General features: G+C 36.0%; 21 protein-coding genes. 10 read left to right on the top strand and 11 right to left on the bottom strand.

All coding sequences use genetic code 11. The annotated features are described in order from the left end of the window. Window positions 1-7: 7 nt before the first annotated feature. Window positions 8-658: a deoxynucleoside kinase gene (locus tag H3T47_RS01875; protein WP_038524784.1), complete on the bottom strand. Its 651-nt coding sequence runs from the start codon at window positions 656-658 to the stop codon at window positions 8-10. A 763-nt stretch (window positions 659-1421) separates the two neighbouring features. On the opposite strand from H3T47_RS01875, the gene H3T47_RS01870 reads away from it, so the two are divergent. Continuing rightward, complete coding sequence (locus tag H3T47_RS01870) at window positions 1422-3050, top strand: ABC transporter ATP-binding protein (RefSeq protein WP_199282359.1); 1629 nt, start codon at window positions 1422-1424, stop codon at window positions 3048-3050. A gap of 233 nt (window positions 3051-3283) precedes the next feature. Here the strand turns inward: H3T47_RS01870 and H3T47_RS01865 are convergent, their stop codons facing one another. The 6 genes from H3T47_RS01865 to H3T47_RS01840 form a co-directional block, all read right to left on the bottom strand. After that, window positions 3284-3796 carry an Asp23/Gls24 family envelope stress response protein gene (locus H3T47_RS01865; RefSeq protein ID WP_199282358.1) on the bottom strand — a complete coding sequence of 171 codons (513 nt, stop codon included), beginning with the start codon at window positions 3794-3796 and terminating at the stop codon, window positions 3284-3286. A gap of 24 nt (window positions 3797-3820) precedes the next feature. Further along, the gene (locus H3T47_RS01860) at window positions 3821-4003 is read right to left on the bottom strand and encodes a DUF2273 domain-containing protein (RefSeq protein ID WP_038524776.1); all 183 of its coding nucleotides are present in this window, start codon (window positions 4001-4003) and stop codon (window positions 3821-3823) included. Window positions 4004-4014: 11 nt separating this feature from the next. Then, the gene (gene amaP, locus H3T47_RS01855; protein WP_046327830.1) at window positions 4015-4569 is read right to left on the bottom strand and encodes an alkaline shock response membrane anchor protein AmaP; all 555 of its coding nucleotides are present in this window, start codon (window positions 4567-4569) and stop codon (window positions 4015-4017) included. Between the two features lie 156 nt (window positions 4570-4725). After that, entirely contained in the window at window positions 4726-5451 is a 726-nt protein-coding gene (locus H3T47_RS01850) for a glucosamine-6-phosphate deaminase (protein WP_046327829.1), read from the bottom strand. A gap of 161 nt (window positions 5452-5612) precedes the next feature. Continuing rightward, complete coding sequence (locus H3T47_RS01845; RefSeq protein WP_199282357.1) at window positions 5613-7958, bottom strand: ATP-binding cassette domain-containing protein; 2346 nt, start codon at window positions 7956-7958, stop codon at window positions 5613-5615. A gap of 136 nt (window positions 7959-8094) precedes the next feature. Then, window positions 8095-9186, bottom strand: a complete 1092-nt coding sequence (locus H3T47_RS01840) for a YdcF family protein (protein ID WP_370567560.1) — start codon at window positions 9184-9186, stop codon at window positions 8095-8097. Window positions 9187-9403: 217 nt separating this feature from the next. Here H3T47_RS01840 and H3T47_RS01835 point away from each other — a divergent pair, with 217 nt between their 5' ends. After that, on the top strand, window positions 9404-10081 hold the full coding sequence (locus H3T47_RS01835) for a CPBP family intramembrane glutamic endopeptidase (RefSeq protein ID WP_199282356.1): 678 nt from the start codon (window positions 9404-9406) through the stop codon (window positions 10079-10081). 71 nt (window positions 10082-10152) lie between these two features. Here the strand turns inward: H3T47_RS01835 and H3T47_RS01830 are convergent, their stop codons facing one another. The 3 genes from H3T47_RS01830 to cbpB form a co-directional block, all read right to left on the bottom strand. Beyond that, window positions 10153-12024 (bottom strand): heavy metal translocating P-type ATPase, encoded by a 1872-nt coding sequence (locus H3T47_RS01830; protein ID WP_199282355.1) that lies wholly within the window; start codon window positions 12022-12024, stop codon window positions 10153-10155. Between the two features lie 121 nt (window positions 12025-12145). Beyond that, window positions 12146-12715 (bottom strand): hypothetical protein, encoded by a 570-nt coding sequence (locus tag H3T47_RS01825; RefSeq protein WP_187159521.1) that lies wholly within the window; start codon window positions 12713-12715, stop codon window positions 12146-12148. Between the two features lie 279 nt (window positions 12716-12994). Next, window positions 12995-13480 (bottom strand): cyclic-di-AMP-binding protein CbpB, encoded by a 486-nt coding sequence (cbpB, locus tag H3T47_RS01820; protein WP_109918958.1) that lies wholly within the window; start codon window positions 13478-13480, stop codon window positions 12995-12997. 571 nt (window positions 13481-14051) lie between these two features. On the opposite strand from cbpB, the gene H3T47_RS01815 reads away from it, so the two are divergent. The 8 genes from H3T47_RS01815 to H3T47_RS01780 all read left to right on the top strand — a co-directional run bounded on the left by H3T47_RS01815 (window position 14052) and on the right by H3T47_RS01780 (window position 21207). After that, the gene (locus H3T47_RS01815; protein ID WP_199282354.1) at window positions 14052-14369 is read left to right on the top strand and encodes a hypothetical protein; all 318 of its coding nucleotides are present in this window, start codon (window positions 14052-14054) and stop codon (window positions 14367-14369) included. Between the two features lie 116 nt (window positions 14370-14485). Continuing rightward, entirely contained in the window at window positions 14486-14638 is a 153-nt protein-coding gene (locus tag H3T47_RS01810; RefSeq protein WP_038524754.1) for a teichoic acid D-Ala incorporation-associated protein DltX, read from the top strand. Window positions 14639-14652: 14 nt separating this feature from the next. Further along, window positions 14653-16167, top strand: a complete 1515-nt coding sequence (gene dltA, locus H3T47_RS01805; protein ID WP_199282353.1) for a D-alanine--poly(phosphoribitol) ligase subunit DltA — start codon at window positions 14653-14655, stop codon at window positions 16165-16167. Continuing rightward, entirely contained in the window at window positions 16167-17411 is a 1245-nt protein-coding gene (dltB, locus tag H3T47_RS01800) for a D-alanyl-lipoteichoic acid biosynthesis protein DltB (protein ID WP_199282352.1), read from the top strand. Before dltA ends, dltB begins: the two co-directional genes overlap by 1 nt. A gap of 27 nt (window positions 17412-17438) precedes the next feature. Then, window positions 17439-17678, top strand: a complete 240-nt coding sequence (gene dltC, locus H3T47_RS01795; protein WP_038524744.1) for a D-alanine--poly(phosphoribitol) ligase subunit DltC — start codon at window positions 17439-17441, stop codon at window positions 17676-17678. Beyond that, window positions 17671-18978 carry a D-alanyl-lipoteichoic acid biosynthesis protein DltD gene (gene dltD / locus H3T47_RS01790; protein ID WP_199282351.1) on the top strand — a complete coding sequence of 436 codons (1308 nt, stop codon included), beginning with the start codon at window positions 17671-17673 and terminating at the stop codon, window positions 18976-18978. Before dltC ends, dltD begins: the two co-directional genes overlap by 8 nt. Next, entirely contained in the window at window positions 18978-19952 is a 975-nt protein-coding gene (locus H3T47_RS01785) for a serine hydrolase (protein WP_199282350.1), read from the top strand. The genes dltD and H3T47_RS01785 overlap by 1 nt, the downstream gene beginning before the upstream one ends. A gap of 547 nt (window positions 19953-20499) precedes the next feature. Next, window positions 20500-21207, top strand: a complete 708-nt coding sequence (locus tag H3T47_RS01780) for a DUF975 family protein (protein ID WP_199282349.1) — start codon at window positions 20500-20502, stop codon at window positions 21205-21207. Window positions 21208-21276: 69 nt separating this feature from the next. Here the strand turns inward: H3T47_RS01780 and H3T47_RS01775 are convergent, their stop codons facing one another. Further along, on the bottom strand, window positions 21277-21513 hold the full coding sequence (locus tag H3T47_RS01775; protein ID WP_046327815.1) for a hypothetical protein: 237 nt from the start codon (window positions 21511-21513) through the stop codon (window positions 21277-21279). Between the last annotated feature and the right edge of the window lie 125 nt (window positions 21514-21638).

The following is a 21638-nucleotide window of genomic DNA, read 5'->3' as shown; positions in this document are numbered from 1 at the left end:
TCCTTCTCTATTCTAAATTGCCTATTGCATGCAATTTGTCATCAATCTGACGTAAAACTTCTTTTTTGGCATCTTCATCGCAGATAAAATCGTATTTATCCCCGTCGATTTTAATCTTAGGAGATGCATCATAATTTTCATACCATGGTTCATAATACTTAATTAACCTGGCATAGTAGTCTTTTAAACTAGGATCAGTACTGATTTGTTCAAATGAACGTCCACGTTTTTTAATGCGTTTAAGCATAGTGTCTAAAGAAACGTGAATGTAAATCAGTAAATCGGGCTTTTTGCTGGGATTACCGGGAGTATCTTCCATCATATTTTCAAGTAGACTATCATATATCTTAAATTCAGTTGGATCAGCCACTTTGCTGTCTGCATTCATTTTGAAAAAGAGTGCATCTTCATAGATTGAACGGTCTGAAACACTATTTTTTTCTCGAATTGCTTGGTTAATTTGTGCTAAACGGTGGTTAAGCAAGTAAATGTTAAGCAAAAAAGTATAGCGTTTCATGTCTTGGTAATATAAAGGAAGAACAGGATTATTATCTACTCCCTCGTAAAAAGCTTGTGTACCTAAGTGCTCAGCTAAAATACTAGTTAAACTGGATTTACCGGCTCCAATTGGCCCACTTAAAACAATAACTTGGATCACGTTCTTTCTTAAATATTAAATACAACATATAGATTCTTATCTAGTTTAATACGAGATATAGTGGTATACAAGCAAAAAGTAAATTTAAATTGTGCCTTAAAAGTCAAGTCATTTTGTATAATACAGAATAAAAAATTAAGCTTTGATAAAGTAACTAAATTGTTGCTTAAGTTGAATGTTACACGTGGAACTAAAATTAAAAATTAACAAAGCCAATTTTAAAATTCGGACTGGAAAGTCTTAATTTGCTAGGGCATGTTAGCGATATTATTAGGTATCAATCCCTTTAGTCCGTACTTTAATTCTTTTAATGCTGTAATAAACAATAATTCCTGGTTTAAATTGATTTAATTATGATAGATGATTTTGCGCTTATAAAGCAGAATATTTTGTCTTTTTTCAGTCCCAAAAAATTGTTCGTAATATTTATATACTGCCGTGATGAGACAACTCTAAACTAAAAAATTAAAAATAAATTGCATTTATGTTAGTAAAAACATAAAATAATAAGTAGATTATAAAAGAAACAGCGAATACTTCAAATAAAAAGGTATACTGATATGTTTCATGCTGTAAATGATACGACGGGCTTTTTAGGAAGAATACAAAAACTATTAAAACTTCCAATAATAATTAAATTATTTAAGAGTCTGCAGCTTTGAAATAGGTCAAAGATTAATGTTCTTTGCAAACTGTTTCTCTCAAGAAGATATGTCATTTTAGTATTAACCCTGAAAATAGGGATTTAGACAGGAAGTAAATCATGGACAACACTGTAGCAAAATTTTCGCTTTGGACCTACGTTAAACGTAATTCAGGTATGTATGTCATTCTGGCTATTTTATATTTTGGGCGGAATTTAGCGCAAATTGGTGCCAGTATTTTTCAAGGTAATGCACTTACTGCTTTGACACAGCACAGTTTAAAGGGCTTTATTGTTGATACAGGTTTAAATTTGCTTAGCTGGGGCTTTTTCCTAATTTTCTTTTTTTGTAGTTCACGGTATTCCGCTGTAATTGTCAGGGCTGTTGATAATTCTATTAGGAGTTCATTAGCCCATGTAATTGGTCGTCAAGAGTATGAAAGCTTTAACAACCATACGGAAGCTGACTATGTTTCTTGGTTTACTAATGATATTAACCAAATTAATCAAGATGGCTTTTTCAGTTTAGAGCAAACATATAGCAGTGCACTCTTAGGTATTATTGCCAGTGTCATCCTGCTTTCTTATCATCCGCTCTTATTTGTCACCACTTTGGTTTTTGCTGTTGTTATGATTTTATTTCCCCGTCTTTTTAAGAAAAAGTTGGAGGAGTTATCGCAAAAACAAAGTAGTCAAAATGAGGTGTTAACGGCAAAAGCAACCGACGCTCTTGAGGGTTTTGTCAACCTGCTCACGCTTGGTCAGCAAAAATTGCTCAATAAGATAGTCTATGCGGCATCAGATAAAGCAGGAAGGGCACGGGTTAATTATATTACGGAAATGTCCTTTTCTAATTCACTAATTAACCTGATAAGTATATCTGCTCAAACTATTTTAACCATTGAATCTGGATATCTGGCGTTTCGCAACCAGCTTCCTATCGGTGCTATTTTAATTGTTGGTTCATTGTCCGGTAACGTTTTTGGCAGCTTGACAGAAATCAGCATTGATCTAACTTCAATTCGGGCCGTGCAGCCTATTTTTGATAAGTACAATAAACTAGCTAATGCGCACAAGAAGACAGGGGACAAGGATGCTGCTCCTTTGACCCAGCAAATTGCATTTAGCGACCTTTCATTCAGCTACCCCAATAGTGATAGACCTATTTTAACGAATGTTGCTGGCAGCATTAAGCGAGGCGAACGGGTAGCTATTGTTGGTCCATCAGGCTGCGGTAAGTCGACCCTGGTAAAATTAATTGGTGGTTTATTAACCGGATATCAAGGTTCGCTTACTTGGGATAATGATGAATATCGCGAACTTAATTTAAGTTCGCTGCACAAGCAGATTGCTTACATTGACCAGTCCGCGTATATTTTTGACGGCAGCCTGCGCTATAATATCACTTTAGATCGCGAGGCAACAGACAAAGAAGTCAACGCTGCAATTACGCGCGCCGGTCTCGAAGAATTTGTTGCAGATAATGCCAGCGGTCTTGACACTGTTTTAAAGCACGCCGGTAACAATATTTCAGGTGGACAAAAGCAGCGCATTGCACTAGCACGGCAACTGTTGGGTAACCCGCAAGTTATTCTGGCCGATGAAATTACCTCTGCAATCGACGAAAAAGATGGACAAAAAATCGAACAGAGTCTGCTTGATTTGGACAACATAACGTTAATCTATATTTCCCACCATTTGCGACCTGAAATCAAAAAGCAGTTTGATCAAGTAATCGAATTGGGATGATAGAATACTACATTTAATGACCTGTTAAAAAGCTGTGAAACTCTAATCTTTTAGATTATGGGCATAGTGTTTTATGCAAATGTGGCTATTACCTAAAATTCTACAGAAATAAAAAGAGGGCCTAGCTCTAAAGTTGGAGCTGGCCTTCTTTTTGCATGATATTGTAATGGTCTATTTTTATTTACATGCCACTATATAAGTTACTTCCAATTTGTCGATTGAGATTGAAAATACTATTTAACTCTAGATTCTTTCTTCTTTTCCTCAACTTTATCTTGAGCTTTGTCTTTTTGATCGCTGATTTTATCCTTAGTGTCGTTAGCAGCACCGGTGATACGGTCCTGTAAGCTGACAGAATCTTTTTCATGCTGCTCTTTAGTTTTAATATCAACTACAGTAACGTTGACTTCAACTGTATCAAGACCGGTCATTTCTTTGACTTTTTCTTGGATCTTTTCTTTAATTTGATCATATAGCTTGGTAATGTCTACGCCATATTCTGCAACGATCTCAATATCAACGGCTACTTGCTTTTTGCCTACTTCAACATTTACACCTGAAGTGACGTCATCGCTATTAACTATTTTATCAGCAATATTTGAGAAAAAGCCGCCGTTAACTGTTAAAAGACCTTTAATGTCAGATAAGGCAATACCCACGATTTTTTGAATCACCTTTGAATCATATTTTAGATCGCCTTTAACTTCAGGTTTTGAACTTCCTTGATTTGAACTTGATTGTACCATATTGCATTTACTCCTTATATTAAATTATTTATTCTGCAACATCTTTTTAAATACCGGCCAGTAATGACCAACTAAAAAGCCACAGACTAACATTACAATGACGAAAATAGTTTTGAAAAATCCCAGTACCAAAAAGCAAAATGCCAGTAACAAACCAATTACAGCACCGCTTATTTCTGGGAGGTATTTTTTATATTCTTCTTTCATCTTAACCTCCTTTATTGAACGCGCTTCTCAGGTTTAGCTCCTTTGTGATAATTGGTAAACTTGATGTTAATTTTTGGCTTTTGTTCAATTCCCAGCAACTGCTTTAGATTCTTTTTTAATTCTTCAAGGTATTCATCAAGTAGAGCAGAAATGTTTTCACCTGCACCAAGGTCACCGCCAATTTTGATTTTAATATGGCGTTTTGTTAACTTGGAACTAACTTTAGCATTATTTAGGTAAGGCAAATCAGCAAGTGAATTCATTACAAAGCTGTTGATAGCTTTTGATGTGACTTTAACTTGACCATCACGTTTGTGAATTAGATTAAAGTATCTTTGGACTGGCCAGAATAGGATGACAAATAAACTGATAATTAGTATTATAAAGATAATTGCACTAATACCAATTAAGTACCATGTAAAGATGGGATTAAGAGAACCTAAATGCGGTAATTTAATCCTTAAATATTTTTGCCAAAAACTGCTGGTTTCCCATAATAGGTAAACGGGAATTGGTAGCAATAATATTATGCATAGTACTAATAGCCATTTCTTAATTCTTTTCAACTTATCACCATCCTCTCAGTGTTCACCTTAATAATAATACTGATTATTTTAACAGACTAACAATATGCTCCATATATATACATTAACAGTTTGCGAATTTTTACACACAAAAAGCGGTGCTTTATGGCACCGCCTTTATTTGCAAAAACGAACTGATTATTTTTGATATTTAGCACTTAACTTGCTTGCTGCAGCCTGATCAACAATTACAGTGACATTTTGATGTTGTTGCAAAACTGAAGCAGGTACATCTTCTGTTACTGGGCCTTCAACCATTTTAGCCACAGCATCAGCTTTATTGTCGCCAAATGCCATTACCACAATTTCTTTTGCAGACATAATGTTAGCTATTCCCATACAGATTGCAGTCTTTGGCACATCATCAATGTTATCAAAGAAACGTGAGTTAGCTTTAATAGTATTGTCTGTCAGTTTTACTTCATGGGTAACGGAATCAAATGATGTTCCTGGTTCATTAAAGGCAATATGTCCATTTCTACCAATGCCCAATAACTGGATATCAATTGGATTCTCTGCAATTATCTTGTTGTAATCGTCTGAAGCTCCTTCAGGATCCTTGATTGCTTTAATACCATCTGGCACATAAGTCTTCTTAAATGGCTTTTCATTGAATAAGTATTTTTGCATAAAGTAATGGTAGCTTTGGTCATTGTCAGGAGCTAAACCAACATATTCATCAAGGTTGATGCTGGTTAGGTTACTCGTATCCATGTCGCTCTTAACCCATTCTTGGTATAAAGCAACAGGAGTAGAGCCAGTTGCTAAGCCAATAACTTTGGCACCATTAGCGATACTTTTTTCAAAAATTTCAAAGCCCTTTTTACTACCATTAGACTTGTCACTTGTAATAATTACTTTCATTTTATTTACGCCTCCATGTTTGTTACCTTAATTATAAATTGGTATATGCCAATTTGTCAACTGGTATAAAGTGCATTAATTACTATTTTTTAAATATAAAAAGAGTTCAATTAATGTTACATGTGAAACACACGTTAATTGAACTCATTAGCAATTATTAATTATTCACTTCTTAATGCAATTGCTGCATCCTTTTTGGCTGCCATACGCGCAGGCAAATGTCCACCAAGCATTGTCAAAATAGTGGAAATAATAACTAATACCACTGCGTGCACCGGATTTAGCTGTGCAACATTAGATAGGTCCGTAATGGAGTAGAGAACAGAGTTAATCGGGAATACCAGCAGCCAGGCAATGAATACGCCTAACACGCCGGAAAAGATACCTAATATAAATGTTTCTGCATCAAAGACACGGGTGATATCTTTTTTGCGTGCACCTAAGGCCTTCAAAATACCAATTTCTTTGGTTCTTTCCAAAACAGAAGTATAAGTTAAAATTCCAATCATGATCATTGAGGTTACTAAAGAAATAGCGGCAAAAGCAACTAAGACGGTAGTAATACCATTTAGCAAACCGCCAGTCATTGAAGTTACAGCGTTTGACATGTCAGTATAGATAATTTTATCTTGTTTCTTTTTGCCCTTGTTCCACTTATCTAAATAATCAAGTACTTTGTCTTTAGCATCAAAATCGTTAGGATAAATCATGATACTGGTTGGAATTGTGGAACCACCAATTGACTGTATCATTTGCTTCTTTTCCCGTGTATTCATATTTTGACCAGTCATCACATTTTGAGTGATTTTCTTTTGGGCTTTTACTATTGCTGAATTCTTATTTTCCTTAATAATATTTTGTGCCAGCTTATCACTGTAGGCAATTCCAGACGATAAAAGAGCCGTCGAATTTTCATTTTTAGGTCGGATGACGCCAACAATTCGGAGAGTAGTTTTACTATTTTCATACATCGAATTGCTTACTTTTTGCGGTATGAACATTCCAGTAGGCAGTTTTTGATAATAATCATCGTTAGCAACAATTTTAAATTTTTGCCCAACTAGCTTCTGGTATTTTAACCTTTCTCCTGTTTTAACTTTTAAACCCAGGTTTTTAAGGATGTTAATATTTAGCTTGTTTTTGTTGTCAGTCACTAAAACCAGGTCAGTGGACTTATCTGGCCAAGCACCAGACAATAATTGGTAATTTTCTTTTAAAAAATTGTTTTTGCTTTTTCTTAGAGTAGTAGGAAAGACGGAAGAGCCCAGACCAGTGGCACTAATTGCCTGCATGCGCATCTGAGCAGCAGCCTGTGAGCCGTTTGAATCAGCGGAGATTGGCGAAAATTGCACAGGCTTAACTTTATGGTTTTTACGCGTCAAGATATTTAAATTAACGCCGCGCTGGTATGAAATGCTGTTGGCATAATTAGGATTGATCTTTTTAACGTAATTAACGTATTTTTGATCAATTTTGTTTTGGTGAGTTGACTCTTGCAGCCTATCTTTTTCAATTGTGATATAGCCGTGATTTTTGACATTTTTATCAGATTCATTGCGGTCTTGCACACTGCTGGCATCCGTAGCAGTTTGATTGATGGTAACGGGATATTTAGCCAGTGCTTTGCTCATCGTCGTGTCAATCTGTTTTTGAAAACCGTTAGACAAAGCCAATACAACTGCAATAGAAATAATGCCGATACTTGAGGCAAAGGCAGTTAAGGTGGTTCTGCCTTTTTTAGTCATGATATTGGTAAAGCTTAATTTAATAGCATTCCAATAGGACATTTTTGTCCGTTTTAATTCAAAAGTATCTTTCTCTTTTTCAGGAGTGAAGGGGTTGGAATCATTTAAAATTTTGCCGTCTTTAAAATTGACGATTCTGGTTGCATATTCTTGAGCGAGCTCTGAATTATGGGTAACCATAACTACTAGGCGGTCTTTTGACAGCTCTTTGATTAGTTTCATGATTTGCTCGGAAGTTTTGGTGTCAAGAGCACCCGTTGGCTCATCGCAAAGCAGAATATCAGGATCGTTTGCTAAAGCACGGGCGATGGCAACCCTTTGCATTTGTCCACCAGAAAGCTGGTTGGGGTTTTTAGAAATATGATCCTTTAATCCGACTTGCGTTAAGGCATTGACTGCCCGCTGATGTCTTTCCGCAGCTGAAACGCCAGACAGATTCATTCCTAATTCAACATTAGCAATGATTGATAAATGTGAAATCAAATTATAATTTTGAAAAACAAAACCAACGGAATTGTTCCGATAAGCATCCCAATCTGTTTCTTTAAAATTCTTAGTGGATTTACCATTGATAACTAGATCGCCACTATCATAGCGATCAAGTCCGCCCACAACGTTTAAGAGCGTTGTTTTACCAGAACCACTAGGTCCTAATATTGCGACGAATTCCTGGTTACGAAAAGATATGGAAACATCATCAAGTGCATGGGTGACAGTATCACCGACATGATATGATTTACGTAAATCTTTTAACTGCAGCATGTCTTTTTCTCTTTCTTTTTAATAATTAATTAATAAGAGATAGTTTAACATTTATAAAATCGCAAAGCCAAAAGAAGTTGTTTTTAAGACCAAACTTTATTTTTTCTAATGATAATAATTCTGCTAATTAAATTTTTTAATGAATAAGACCAGTTAAATCAAATAAAGCGTAAATAATGAAGAAGAGAATAATTAAGAGGATGGCAACAATGTGCCTTTTCTTTTTTAAGAGTAAAACTGCCGCAAACTCGCGCACAATAGCATTAGGTAGAAAATAGAAACGAGTATAGCAGCCTACGCCATTTGCGTTTAAACCTGCTGCTTTAGCATAAAGAGAAGCCCTGAAAATGTGATAGTTATTACTGAAAAACTTAGCTCTGTAGTCTTTACTCCCAAAATCTTTTGCTGCCACTTGGGCAGAAAATTTCATGTTTTGGAAAGTATTTTTGGAACGATCTTCAAGTAAGATTTGGTTAGGCTCAATTCCCCTTGCGATAGCATATTCGGTCATAGCTTGAGCTTCAGAAACTTTTTCATCTCCGCCTTTACCACCGGACATGATCAGTTTAGGCATTTTTCTTCCCTTAGTAACTTGCTTTTGAGCATATTCAATGGCGCGATTAATGCGACTTGCTAATAACGGTGTAACAGTTTCACCGTGTGAAAGTCCTGCTCCTAAGACAATTAGGTAGTCTTGATCATACTGTCTTGGTACAATTTGATAAAGCGTGAGATTGACTAAAAAATCATAGGCAACAAAAAGTAAATAATCTAAGACACCAGTAGGGGCATACAAAAGAATTCTTACCCAAGAAGGCAGATTTCTAAAGGGACCAATCAATGCAATGAGCCAAATAACTATTATTCCGATACCAATAAATAAAGTTAAAAGGTTAGATAGAGTATGACTTTCCCTTTTCCATACAATATAGGCATTCCATAAGAAAAACAGCCATGAAAAAGCCGCCATCAAAGTTATTGCCGCTATAAACAGCACTATTATAATTTCATAAGCTAATATGAGCGGCCGAATACTGGTAGATAAAATCATCACTGTCAGCCACACACCAAGCATCAGTAAAAAAATGGTAAATAAAATGCCATTAAGTAATCTGCGTGGTTCTTTTAACCATGAAATTAAAAATACTGCAAAAGATGTCAGCATAATAAGCGATAGAATTATAAAAGAGCGGTTCTGGTTTAGTATTTCAAAAATTCTGATCATAATAACCTACCTTAGATGTTAAAACTAAGTCTATTATAATAAAGATGAATAAAAAGTCCTAGTAAATTAAAATATGATAAAATAATAAAGTTATTTCCCGGGAAATAATCTAGTAGGCAATATTTTGTTTCAAACTGGTTTTAATGAATTGGTAGCACATGCCACGAAAACTTGTTGTTAGCTGACTATTCTGATTTTAATATTAAAAGGGTGCAACATGATGAAGAAAATTTTTTATTTCTTAGGCAATATAATTATTATGATTGCTGCTTTTATAATTTACAGCTTCGTACAACAATTTTACTTTTACCCTTTTAAATTAAAAAAAAGACTGGGATTAACTAGTTCTTCTTTTGTTATTCTGGTACTGGCAATTACAATTATAACTTTGTTATTAATCTTTTTCCTGTATCGCATGCAATTAAAGCAAAGTAACAATTGGAACTACAATAGCAGACCACATTGGCATTTCAAGAAAATATTGATTGCCCTTTTAGGAACATTCATGCTGATTATTGCTAGTGCGGTCGTTCAGTTTGCTTTGGGACTAGGTCTTGAACAAACTTCCACCAATCAAAATTTGCTTGATCAAATTTCCCATCAGTCAGGTTATTTCTATCCGGTAATGGTTATTTTAGTGGGACCGATGTTTGAAGAACTCATCTTTCGTGGATTATTCTTCAATACTTTCTTTAAAGAAAAGAACAAATTAAATAAGTGGCTGGGGATAATTCTAAGTGGTCTTATTTTTGGCTATGTTCATGATCCCGGATTAACTAAATACATATTAGTTTATTGGGCACTAGGGTGTGTATTAGCATGGGTCTACACTACCACCAGGGATCTGCGCTATTCAATGCTGTCACACATGCTTTTTAATTCACTGGGTTTTGTATAAAAAAGCCTGATAAGTTTGCATCAGATATTAAATGCAATTATCAGGCTTTTTAGTTGAAAAAATTTTAAAGTTTACTTAGAGGCTTTAATGCCGGTTTGTGCAGGATTTTTGGGAGTAGTTTTTGCTAATAGCGCAAGGCTGATCGAAATCATATCAACAACTTCCTGTAGAATTGCTCCCCAAAAAGCAGGAATAATACCGGTAAAAGCAATCAATTCGATGATAACTACTATCGTAATAGCGGTTAAAACATCAATGTTAGCAACTTTCATAGTATGCTTGGATATTGCCACTGCATCATTAATTTTTGATAAATCATTAACCATAATGATGGCGTCCGCACTTTCACTGGCAGCAGAAGCGCCTTTTGCCCCCATAGCAATACCAACATCAGCAGCTGACAAACTAGGTGCATCGTTGATACCATCACCCGTCATTACTACGGGTCTATCTTCATTTTTGACATCTCTAATAGCAGCAATTTTTTCTGCTGGTAATAAGTCGTAACGGATATCAGTAACACCTACAGACTGACCAATTTTATCAGCAACATCTTTATGATCTCCGGTTAGCATCATGATATGAGCACCACTTTGACGTTTCAAGCGTGCTATTGTTTCTGCACTTTCCGGACGAACTTGATCTTTAAAGGTAATGCAACCAGCATACTTGTTGTCAATGGAAATGTAAACAGCAGTAGCGTTAATCGGAGCAGTTTTCGTTTCAGGGCTAACATATTGTAATTTACCAACTTTGACTAAATGATTTTCTACCGTACCACTGATTCCTTGACCGGTGGCTTCTTTAATATCTGTTGCTGGTTTTAAAAGCTTTTTATCAGCTACATTTACTAATGAATTGGCAATAATGTGGCTAGACTGTTGTTCTACACTGGTAGCATAGCTTTGCAAAGTTTCTGGACTAAAAGCCGCACCATTATTTGCTGGAATGATTTTATCAATTACCAGCTGGTTTTCTGTTAGTGTGCCAGTTTTGTCAAACGCAAATGTTTTAGCCGTAGCTAATTTTTCTAAAGTAGGACCAGACTTAACTATGATGTGGTGTTTTGACATTGAGCTCATGCCTGATACTAAGGCTACAGGTGCAGCTATTAATAAAGGACAAGGCGAGGCAACAACCATAACTTCTGCAAAGTTAACAGGATTGCCAGAGTGAATCCAGGCAGCAATTCCGATTACCAAGGAAATAATAGTAAAAGGCACAGCGTAACGGTCAGCCATTTTAACAAATTTTGCTGGTTGTGCTTGTGAAGATTCAACTAGTGAAACAATTGTTTGATATTCTGAATCACTGGCTTTTTTAGTAACGGTCATTTCTACGGCAACACTACCATTAATTGAGCCGGACATTAGCTCATCACCAATTTTTTTATTAACAGGTACTGATTCTCCTGTTAATGATGACTGGTCAAAACTTGATTCTCCGCTAACTACTTTACCATCAACTGGAACTTGTTCACCCGGCTTAATCAGAACGTGATCACCAATTGTTAACTGGTCAACATCAACAGAAACCAATTCTTTATTAACTATTTTATTGGCAATTGTTGGAGAATTGCTTAAAAGGGAGCGCAATTCTTTATCTGCTTGACCAGTGGCATAATCTTCCAGTGTTTGACCACCCGTCATCATGACCAAGATCATCCATTCGGCCCAAATATCTCCAATTAGTATTGTAGAAACGACAGCAATCACGGCTAAAATGTCAACACCATAACGCCCTGACTTAAAGTCGCTAGCAATTTCACATAATAAAGAAATTGCCATCATAATACCGATAATATCAATCAAAATTGCTTGAATGGGGAACTGTAAACTGCCTAACTGAAACAGGCTTTTTGCTTTCAAACCAAATTGGCAAAACAAACCAATAATTCCAACGACTAACACCAGGATAAATTTCCATTGACGTTTTAAACTCATTAATTGCTTCCTCCTAAAATAGTATAATTTTTATTTTAACACTAATTTAGAATAAGTCTAAATTAGAATATAATTTTTAGCATAAAAAAAAGAAGGTGGAGAACTAAACACCTTCATTAATTTAATAATCTTTAAGTTTAATAATCTTATTGAATTGCTTACTTTGTTTATTTTGTTTTGAGTTAGTTTCAAGATGAAGATTTTTTGAAGATTTCTTATCGTCATCATTTATTGGGGTGATTTGAAAGATTTTCGTTCTGCCGATAGAATCAATTATGTCAGAAGAAGACATGGTAATAAAGTTGTCATTATCACCGTAATCATCAGTTTCAGCAAAGTAGTGGTTAATTTTCTCTATTCCTTTTTCCGAAAAGTGTTCTTCACGTGCCAAGTCTAGCAAAAGGGCATGCAACCGGGTAGCTGATACTAATTCATGTTGCAAGATCATAAAGATCCAAGAAAAGTTTGAATCCACTGATTTGAATCTTTTACTTACCTTATCTCTATAAAAAGCCTCAGTAATTTTTGTTACTTCATCCATATTTTTTGAATTTGCGGTCAGTTCTTTTAGCTGAGCAACCAATTCAGACCGCTCTTTTAACGATAATTCTTGACCATTAGGATAAGTCCAGTTTTTAATAATTGCGCTTACCAAAAAAGTTAGTTGCTCAGAAATCATTTTACTTGCCATATTAGTGTTCTTCTTTTCCAAATACTTTAGGATTACCAATAAAACCTATTAACTAATTTAGCAAAGTGTTATTTATTTCCTAATTAAAATTCAGAATATCTGTAACTGTGTATATATTTAAAAATACATACTAAAAATGATTGAAATTTTAATATCATATCAACCAAATAGCCATATAAGGAAATAACAACACGTTGTTCCCTACTACTTTTTATTATAGCCTAGTTTAGAATAAAGTACACTAAAAAGTAATAAATAATCATAAATTAACAGTATATTTCATAATTGTTTGCTTTTATTAATAGGAGTAACTTGATACTTGCTTTCAAAATTGTGGGCAATGTAATTAAAAGCCTTAATCCATTCTCTTCGAGTTAGCAGCCCCTGAAAAACGCCATAATCATCAACAACGGGTAGAAAGGCGTTGTTAACAAGTAAGTGCAATTGTGTTTCTAAAGTCGTTTGCACGAAGTTAATTTTGTCAAATTTTGTCTGCATGACATCGCGCACTTGCAATTTATTTAGTGGTTCAAGTGAGATGCTGTCTGTTTCCATCATTTTATCTGTAATCATTGCCAAACTTAAAAGTCCAACAACACGGCTTTGACGGTCAAGAACCGGAATTTTTGAATATTTGACACGCGTCAGAATCATAAATGCGTGATATAAGGGATTGTCGTCTTCAACAAAAGCGATGCGAGAGGCAGGGATAATGAAAGAACCTGATTTTTCTTCCAATAAGTGTTTGATTGTGGGTGAAAACATTAAATATAAACCTTTCATCATGAAAAATAATAATTGTTCAAATTTAATCCTATAACAAAGAAAAAAGGCCCGCAAGATCTGCGAGCCTGTTAGTTTTCATCTACTTTGAAGGAGTAAGAATGAATGAAATAAAAAAGTGGGAGTATGTAGTAAGTTTTGCTTTCGCTTACTACATAAAAAATAATATCTCTAAAATATGAAGTTAAGTTAGAAAATCTCTTATAAAAGAGTAAAGAATTTCTTTAGAACTGTTTAAGACCATAGAAAAACTCACGTAACGCACGTGAGTCGAAAGGGATAGATATGAAAATGACCTGTAAAGTCATTTCGGTTTTTTCATTATTATACTTGGAGGAGTATGAATGAAAAACAAAAAGTTGAGTGTGATATAAGAAAAAAGCAAATGTTTCCTATATCACATTTTCAGTATAACTATAAAATGTGAAAAAAGTATGACGAAAGTAGGAAAAATGCAAATTTTAGATTACTGCAAAATTGTTTGTTACAAGTCTCATTGCTATAATTGGACTTACTTTATTTCAAATAATAGAATTAAAGCCTAAGGAGAAATATGAAAAAGCAAGATTACCGTAAAAAAATTACTTTCTGGTTACGTTTTTCAGGTTGGTTTTGTTTACTACCAGCATCCAACTTGTTATTGTTCTACCAGCGAATTGGTCAAAGTCCCTTGAGATATCTCTTTTTAGCGGAACTGGTTTTCACAATTTTGTTTGCGGTCTATATTCTGACTACTGCGTTAAGTGAGCGCTGGCTCAAAGAAAAAAATATTTTTATTCTGATAATTATCGCATTGTTATTTGGACCGGTTATTGTGGCAATTCCGCTAGGTTTTGCATATCACGCTTGCCGTAAACTGAATAGCGAATAGTATTAGGAAAATATTTAAATTTGGTAAAAGTTGATGACGATTTTTTTAGTTGGAAATCTTTAGTAGTACTATATTCGATAGTACATTTTATTGATATTTGAAAGAGATCTGAAATTATGGCTAAAAAAGAAAAAACTGATTCACGTGGTAAACGTGTGGGTAAGTTTATTTTGACGACAATTATCTATTGCGTCATTTTACTGGTACTAATTTATTTGTATCAATACAGCGGCCTTACTTCCGTTCACTTTATTTATAATGAATTTTAAGATGGTACGTTAATATGATTAAAAATGTAATTGCAAAAATTGATGAAGTTGCCCAAAAAGAACCTGAGCGTATAGCCTATGATTATTTGGGTAAAACCAATACCTATGGTGATTTAAAAAAGCGTTCAGATGAGTGGGCACATAAAATTGCCAATTTAGGTCTTTCGCCTCAAAGCCCAGTTATGATCTGGGGCGGCCAAGACTTCGAAATTGTTGCCAGTTTTTTGGGTTGTGTCAAGTCGGGGCATGCTTATATTCCCATTGCCAGTTACTCTAATGCTGAACGGATAGTTATGATCCAAGATGTTTCCCGCGCTGAAGCGCTTCTAGCGATTGACGATCTGCCTGAAATTGATTTACCACCTATTAAAGTAGTGCATCCTGCTGATGTAGAAAAAGGAGACTTTGAATCTGCCCCTGCGAACTTTGTTCAAGGTGATGACAACTTCTATATCATTTTTACTTCAGGCACCAGTGGCAAGCCTAAAGGGGTGCAAATTAGTCATAATAATCTGCTTAGCTTTATCAATTGGGAAATGACGGATTTTGATCTGCCCGAGCATCCAGCATTTTTATCCCAAGCGCCATATTCATTTGATCTTTCAGTGATGAGTCTTTATCCCGCTTTAGTTGGAGCAGGAAAGTTAGTGGCTCTGCCACATGAAGTCACGCAAAATTTTGCCCAGCTGTTTCAGACGCTGCCCAATTTGCAATTTAACGTCTGGGTTTCGACACCTTCATTTGCGCAAATGTGTTTTCTGGATAAAACTTTTGACGAAAAGCACCATCCAAACCTGACTCATTTCATGTTTTGCGGTGAAGAATTGCCACATAACGAAGTGGTAATGTTAAAAAAGAAATTTCCCCAGACGCGTATTTTTAACACTTACGGGCCAACTGAAACTACGGTCGCAGTCACTCAAGTAGAAATTACTGATGCTGTTTTAAAAAAATATGACCGTCTGCCTATAGGCAAAGTTAAAGCTGATACCAAAATTACTATTGATAAAACTAAGGGCGATCAACCGGATGAAGGCGAGATTATCATTACCGGGCCGAGTACTTCGAAGGGTTATATGAATAATCCTGCAAAAACTGCTAAGGCTTTCTTTAAAAAACCGGGTGATCAATATCTGAGTCACCGTTCAGGTGATGAAGGCTTCTTTGACCACGGCATGCTCTTTTATCGGGGCAGGATTGATTTTCAGATCAAGTTTAACGGCTACCGTATTGAACTGGAAGAAATTAACCATTATATCGGGATGAATGAGTTGGTTGATCACGGGGTAGCCGCACCTAAATACAACCAAGATCATACGGTTAAGCAAATTGTTGCCGAAATTAAACTCAAAGATGGTGTGAAAGACCGCTATTCTGAAGCAGAAATCACTAAGATGATTAGAGCAGATTTAGCTAAAGAACTGATGCCATATATGATTCCGCAGCGCTATGTTTACCGTGAAACATTACCTTTCTCCCAAAATGGTAAGGTTGATATTAAAGCGGTTATCAAGGAGGTTAACGAGTAGTGAATTTTAATTTCATTAACTTGCAGCCATACTCTAATCCGCATTACTTTGTGTATTTGTTGATTGGTTTAATTCCAATCATTATTGGGCTGTATTGGGGACGCCGCTTAAAAATCTATGAAGTTGTGTTCTCATTAGTTTTTCTTTTTCTTATTTTTGATGCGGAAAAGTGGCAACAGGGTGTTAGTTTGATTATCTACGTTCTGTTTCAGTTGCTAGTCACCTACGGCTACCTTTATTATCGGAGGCGCAAAAATAGTCAAAATAAAACCTGGGTTTTCTATCTGGCCGTCATTTTAGCAATTGTGCCTCTGATTTTAGTTAAAGTGCAAACTGCTTTTCTGCAAGCTAAGATACCCGGCGTTTTGGCATTTTTGGGCATCTCTTACCTAACTTTTAAGACTGTGCAAGTTGTAATGGAGGTCCGCGATGGTGCCATTAAAGAGCTTAATCTCGGAACGTATCTACGCTTTCTCTTGTTCTTTCCCACTATTTCATCGGGCCCAATTGATCGCTACCGTAGGTTTGCTAAGGAATGTGATACGGCCCCTAAACGCAGCGAATATCTGACTGATTTAGAACTAGCGACACGTTATTTGTTTCAAGGCTTCTTATATAAATTTGTCTTGGGCTGGTTCTTTGGTACCCACTGGCTACCTAGAATTACGCGAGCAGCAATGATAACAGGTACGGCTAATGGCGGCTTGAAACTGTCGTGGTGGGTAGTCGCCTACATGTACTGCTACAGCATGTATTTATTCTTTGACTTTGCGGGCTATTCCTTGTTTGCAGTGTCGATTTCCTATTTTATGGGCATTCACACTCCAATGAACTTTAATAAGCCGTTTATTGCGCAAAACATCAAAGAATTCTGGAATCGTTGGCACATGACCTTATCCTTCTGGTTCCGCGACTACATCTATATGCGGTTTACCTTCTTTGCAATGAAGAAGAAGCTGTTCAAGAATCCCGTTAGACTATCTCAAGCAGCTTATCTGTTATTATTCTTAGTAATGGGCTTCTGGCATGGATTAACCTGGTACTACATTGTTTACGGCTTATTCCATGCTTTCGCTATCATCATCAATGATTGTTGGTTGCGGTTTAAAAAGAAGCACAAAGATAAATTGCCATCGAACAAATATACGAAATGGCTGGCAATTTTTGTTACTTTTAATGTTGTTTGCTTCAGTTTCCTGATTTTTTCAGGGTTCCTCAGCCAATTATGGTTTGGCTGGAAATAAGCAGTGAATTATTAAGGAGTTTTTATCATGGATACCAAAAAAGAAGTTTTAGCAATTTTACAAGATTTAACTGGTGAAGATTTAACAGACAGAATGGATGAAAATATTTTTGCCAACGGTTTAATGGATTCAATGGCCAGTGTGCAAATGTTGTTAAATTTGCAGGAAAAATTCCAAATTGATGTACCTGTTTCTGAATTTGACAGAAATGAATGGGACACGCCTAATAAAATTGTGGCAAAGGTGGAAAATTTAGAAAATGAGTAACAAACGCCGGCTGTGGCAGATTTTTGGCCCGGTACTTTGCGCTGCAGTCCTGTTACTGGTCATCTTTTTATTGCCGTGGGAGCGGACTTTTTCGCAAGGTGCGATCTATCAAGCTGCGAATTCGCAAACAACTACCATTTTTAAGGGCTCCTTAATGAAACAAGATGCTTATAAAGAGGGTTATGTGCCTTTTTATGGTTCAAGTGAATTGTCACGGCTTGATCCGTTGCATCCGAGTGTAATCGCGCAAAAATATCACCGCGATTACCGGCCATTTTTGTTAGGTGGGCCAGGTAGCCAATCCTTAGCGCACTTTTTGGAAATGCAGAGCACGCCCGAGCAGCTTAAGGGCAAAAAGGCCGTGGTCATTGTTTCACCGCAATGGTTTACCAAGATGGGGCAAAATCCCGATGCCTTCGCGCTGTATTATTCACCACTACAAGCCTGTAATTTTCTGTTAGAGATTAAAAAAGATACACCGACAAACCGCTATGCAGCTAAGCGTTTCTTGCAAATGCCAGAAGTGAATAGTTTTGTCAGGCAGGGGATGAAAAGAGTTGCTCACGGGCAAAAGCTAACCGGTTTTCAACGTTTTTATCTCGAAAACCAGCGGCGCATACTTAACAATGAAGATAAGTTTTTCAGTACCTTTCAGTTGCGTGACCGTATCAAAAAAATTAACGATCGGGCCAAGCTGCTACCAGCTACCTATTCAGTTAAAGCTTTAAATGAAGTGGCAAGTGAGCAGGCTGCTATAAACACCAATTCTAATAACTTTGGTATTAATAATCGTTTTTATAAGAAGCGCTTAAATAAGAGAGTACTAGCTAAATTAAAAAATAGTCAGCGTCATTTTAATTACACCAAATCGGTGGAATACAGCGATTTCGAGTTGATGTTGCACCAGTTTGCCAAGCAGCATACCAATGTGTTGTTCATTATCCCGCCGATTAATGAAAAATGGTCTAATTATACGGGCTTATCCCAGAAGATGTACCAAAAGGCCGTTTCTAAAATTAAATACCAGCTGGCGAGCCAAGGTTTTGATAACGTCACTGACTTATCCAAACGTGGTGGTGAACAGTATTTCATGGAGGATACTATTCATATAGGTTGGCGCGGCTGGGTAGCTGTTGACCAGGCAGTAAAGCCGTTTATGGCGCAAGCCGATATTCCACGTAATTATAATATTCATAATTATTTTTACAGTCGCAAATGGCAAAAGAAGCCATATCAGATTAGTTTAACTAATGAAAATCCATTAAAAAGCAATTCAAAAGAATCTTTAAAAGGCAAGTAGTGCGCCAGCAAGTTGATGCCCTGGGAATTAAAGGCTCAATTCTAGTCATTAAAAATGGCAAAATTATGCTTAACTATGCTTTAGGCAATAATACTGACACTAGTTATTTAATCAATTCTGTGCAGAAGTCTATGACTGCTGCAATCGTTATGCGTTTGGTACAAGAAGGCAAGTTAAGCTTGCAGGATAAGCTTAGTCAATTTTATCCGCAAATTCCGGGCGCGAATAAGGTTAAAATAAAAAACCTGCTGGCAATGACAGCAGGACTGGATCTTAAGCCGGGAACAAAGTTAGGGCGTAAGCATTTTATCTCAGATAGCGATAATATTCGTTGTGATGCGGCTAAAACTATTTTTGAGCCACGTCTATTGAATAAATGGCACTATAGTTCACTCAACTATGTGTATCTCTGCGGAATTGCCAGTCAGATTACTAAAAAAAGTTATGAACGGCTATTTCGTCAAACTTATGTTAGGCCTTTAAGGCTGAGACAGACTGAGTTTTTATGGTCTAAACCGGGGAAAATAATTGCCAGTCACCTAGTACCGGGAATGATTTACCGCAAGGGTCGTTATGATGTGGTTAAGCATAAGGCTGCTTTAAAAGACGCCCATAATGAATTGGGTGCAGGATCGGTAGTGATGTCTAATCATGATTTGGCCAAAGTAATTCATTATCTCCTGGTGGGCAAATTACTGACTAAAAAGAGTCGTATGCTGCTATATCGGGCCGGACCACCTGCTTATTATAATGGCGGTTTTTATAATAATAATAAGCTGCAAACTAAAACAGCTAACGGTGCTGGGCAGGGATATTATACTTTTATGCGCAGCACCAATAATGCTCAAACAATATTAATTATTCAGTCAAATAAAACCCGTGAAGGCGAGTTTGACCAGCTAAAAGGGCAAATCAATCAAATTATGCTAGAACTGCTTGGCCGTAAGGCTAGAAGTGCAAATATGTTTGGTTAAAACTTGTTTTTTATATAATTGCATGCTAAAATTCTGTTGTGTCGCCATAGGAAGTAATCATTTTCTCCGGTAGCGAAAATGTAAATTTCTTTAATGTGGTCAGTAATGACGGCACAAACACTGTGTGAGCTTAGTTCCGATGTTGGTGGAACTAGGCTTTTTGTATGCCTCAAAATATTGATAAAAATTCATAATAGTTTTTTAAAGTAAAGATGCAGTTTTAGCAGCATTCTGTGACGTGAAGTGTGCAGCTATACCAGCCGTAAATACTGGGAGCTGTGAAGATTGGCTCCCAAGCCAAAACAAACTGCAGATATTAATCATGCAGGTAAAAAACTCGTTAGCTTAAAGCAACCAGCATAAAAAGCATATAGATAAAGATAATGAATAAAAATCAGTTTTTATAATGTGGGTATTAAATCAATACAGGCATAGTATTAGCATAGATTAAATACTGATAAATCTATGCTTTTTGGTATATTTTTTGCTAAATATTACTAATGAAGTGTAAAATAAAATTAATATATATTAGGTAAGGAGATAGGTTATGACTAGAGCAGAATTAAAAGCAGAAGCCAAAAACCAGTTACGGCATAATTGGGGCTGGGCAATTTCTGTTGGTATAGTAATGACTGTGTTCGTTGGTATCTTTTTTGGTAAACCCGTGTTTGATACCACTGTAAGAACTATGAATAATATGAATGACGCTATGGGTAGCGGTTCGCTTGATTCAGTATTTAAGCCCGGAGTTTGGGCTGGACAATTAGGTATTAACACAGGAGTAAACTTTCTCGGCAGCTTTTTCCTATTGAGTTTAGTGGTGACGTTCTTGCACTTTACCCGTGGGGAAAGGATGGGCTTTTTCAAGAGCATTTTTTCTGTTTTTATGGATAGTCGTTTTGTGCCCGAGTTTCTGAACTTTCTGTTAAGCTATATTTTTCAATTTTTATGGTCCTTGTTGCTGGTAATTCCTGGTCTGATAAAATCTTATTCCTACGCCATGACACCGTATATAGTTAATGATTTAGTGGAAAGTGGACAAAAAGTGCATGCAACCACTGCCATAACAGCAAGTCGGCAATTGATGGATGGGCATAAATGGGAATTATTTGTGTTGAACTTAAGCTTTATTGGCTGGTACATTCTTTCCGTTATTACTTTCGGCATTGGTTATATCTGGCTATTGCCATATGAACAGACGACAAAAGCCAACTTTTACCGTAATTTAGCTGGTGATCAGTTTTTGAAAAAGTAATCAGCAATAATAAATAAAAAGAGTGAGATTATTAAAAAAATCTCACTCTTTTTATTTGCATAGTAGTATTTATTCAAAGCGATTTAAGTCGTCAATACGCTCTCTAAATAATCTGCCGGTATATTCAGAACTTGTATCATCAGACTTTTTAAGTGCATCTTTAATCTGGCTGGAATTCAAGCGATCAAAAAGATACATTTTAAGTGCCTCGTTAATCAGATCATTAAAATCAGTATCGGTGACTTCCATATACTTTGCCGTCAATTTTGCTACTTTTTCATTTAGTTCGATTTTTTTTCTGCTCATTTTATCGCCTTCTAGAATTCAATTTCATTATAACATTTTTACAACATTAAATATTTAAAAACGAAAAAGGACTGTATAAAAATAGCTAGTACTAAAAAATTAGAGTATTATTTTCTTTTAAATAA

It is taken from the genome of Lactobacillus sp. W8093 (genome assembly GCF_016100925.1).
Taxonomy (GTDB): domain Bacteria; phylum Bacillota; class Bacilli; order Lactobacillales; family Lactobacillaceae; genus Lactobacillus; species Lactobacillus helsingborgensis.
This window is presented reverse-complemented; position numbering and strand designations above follow the sequence as displayed.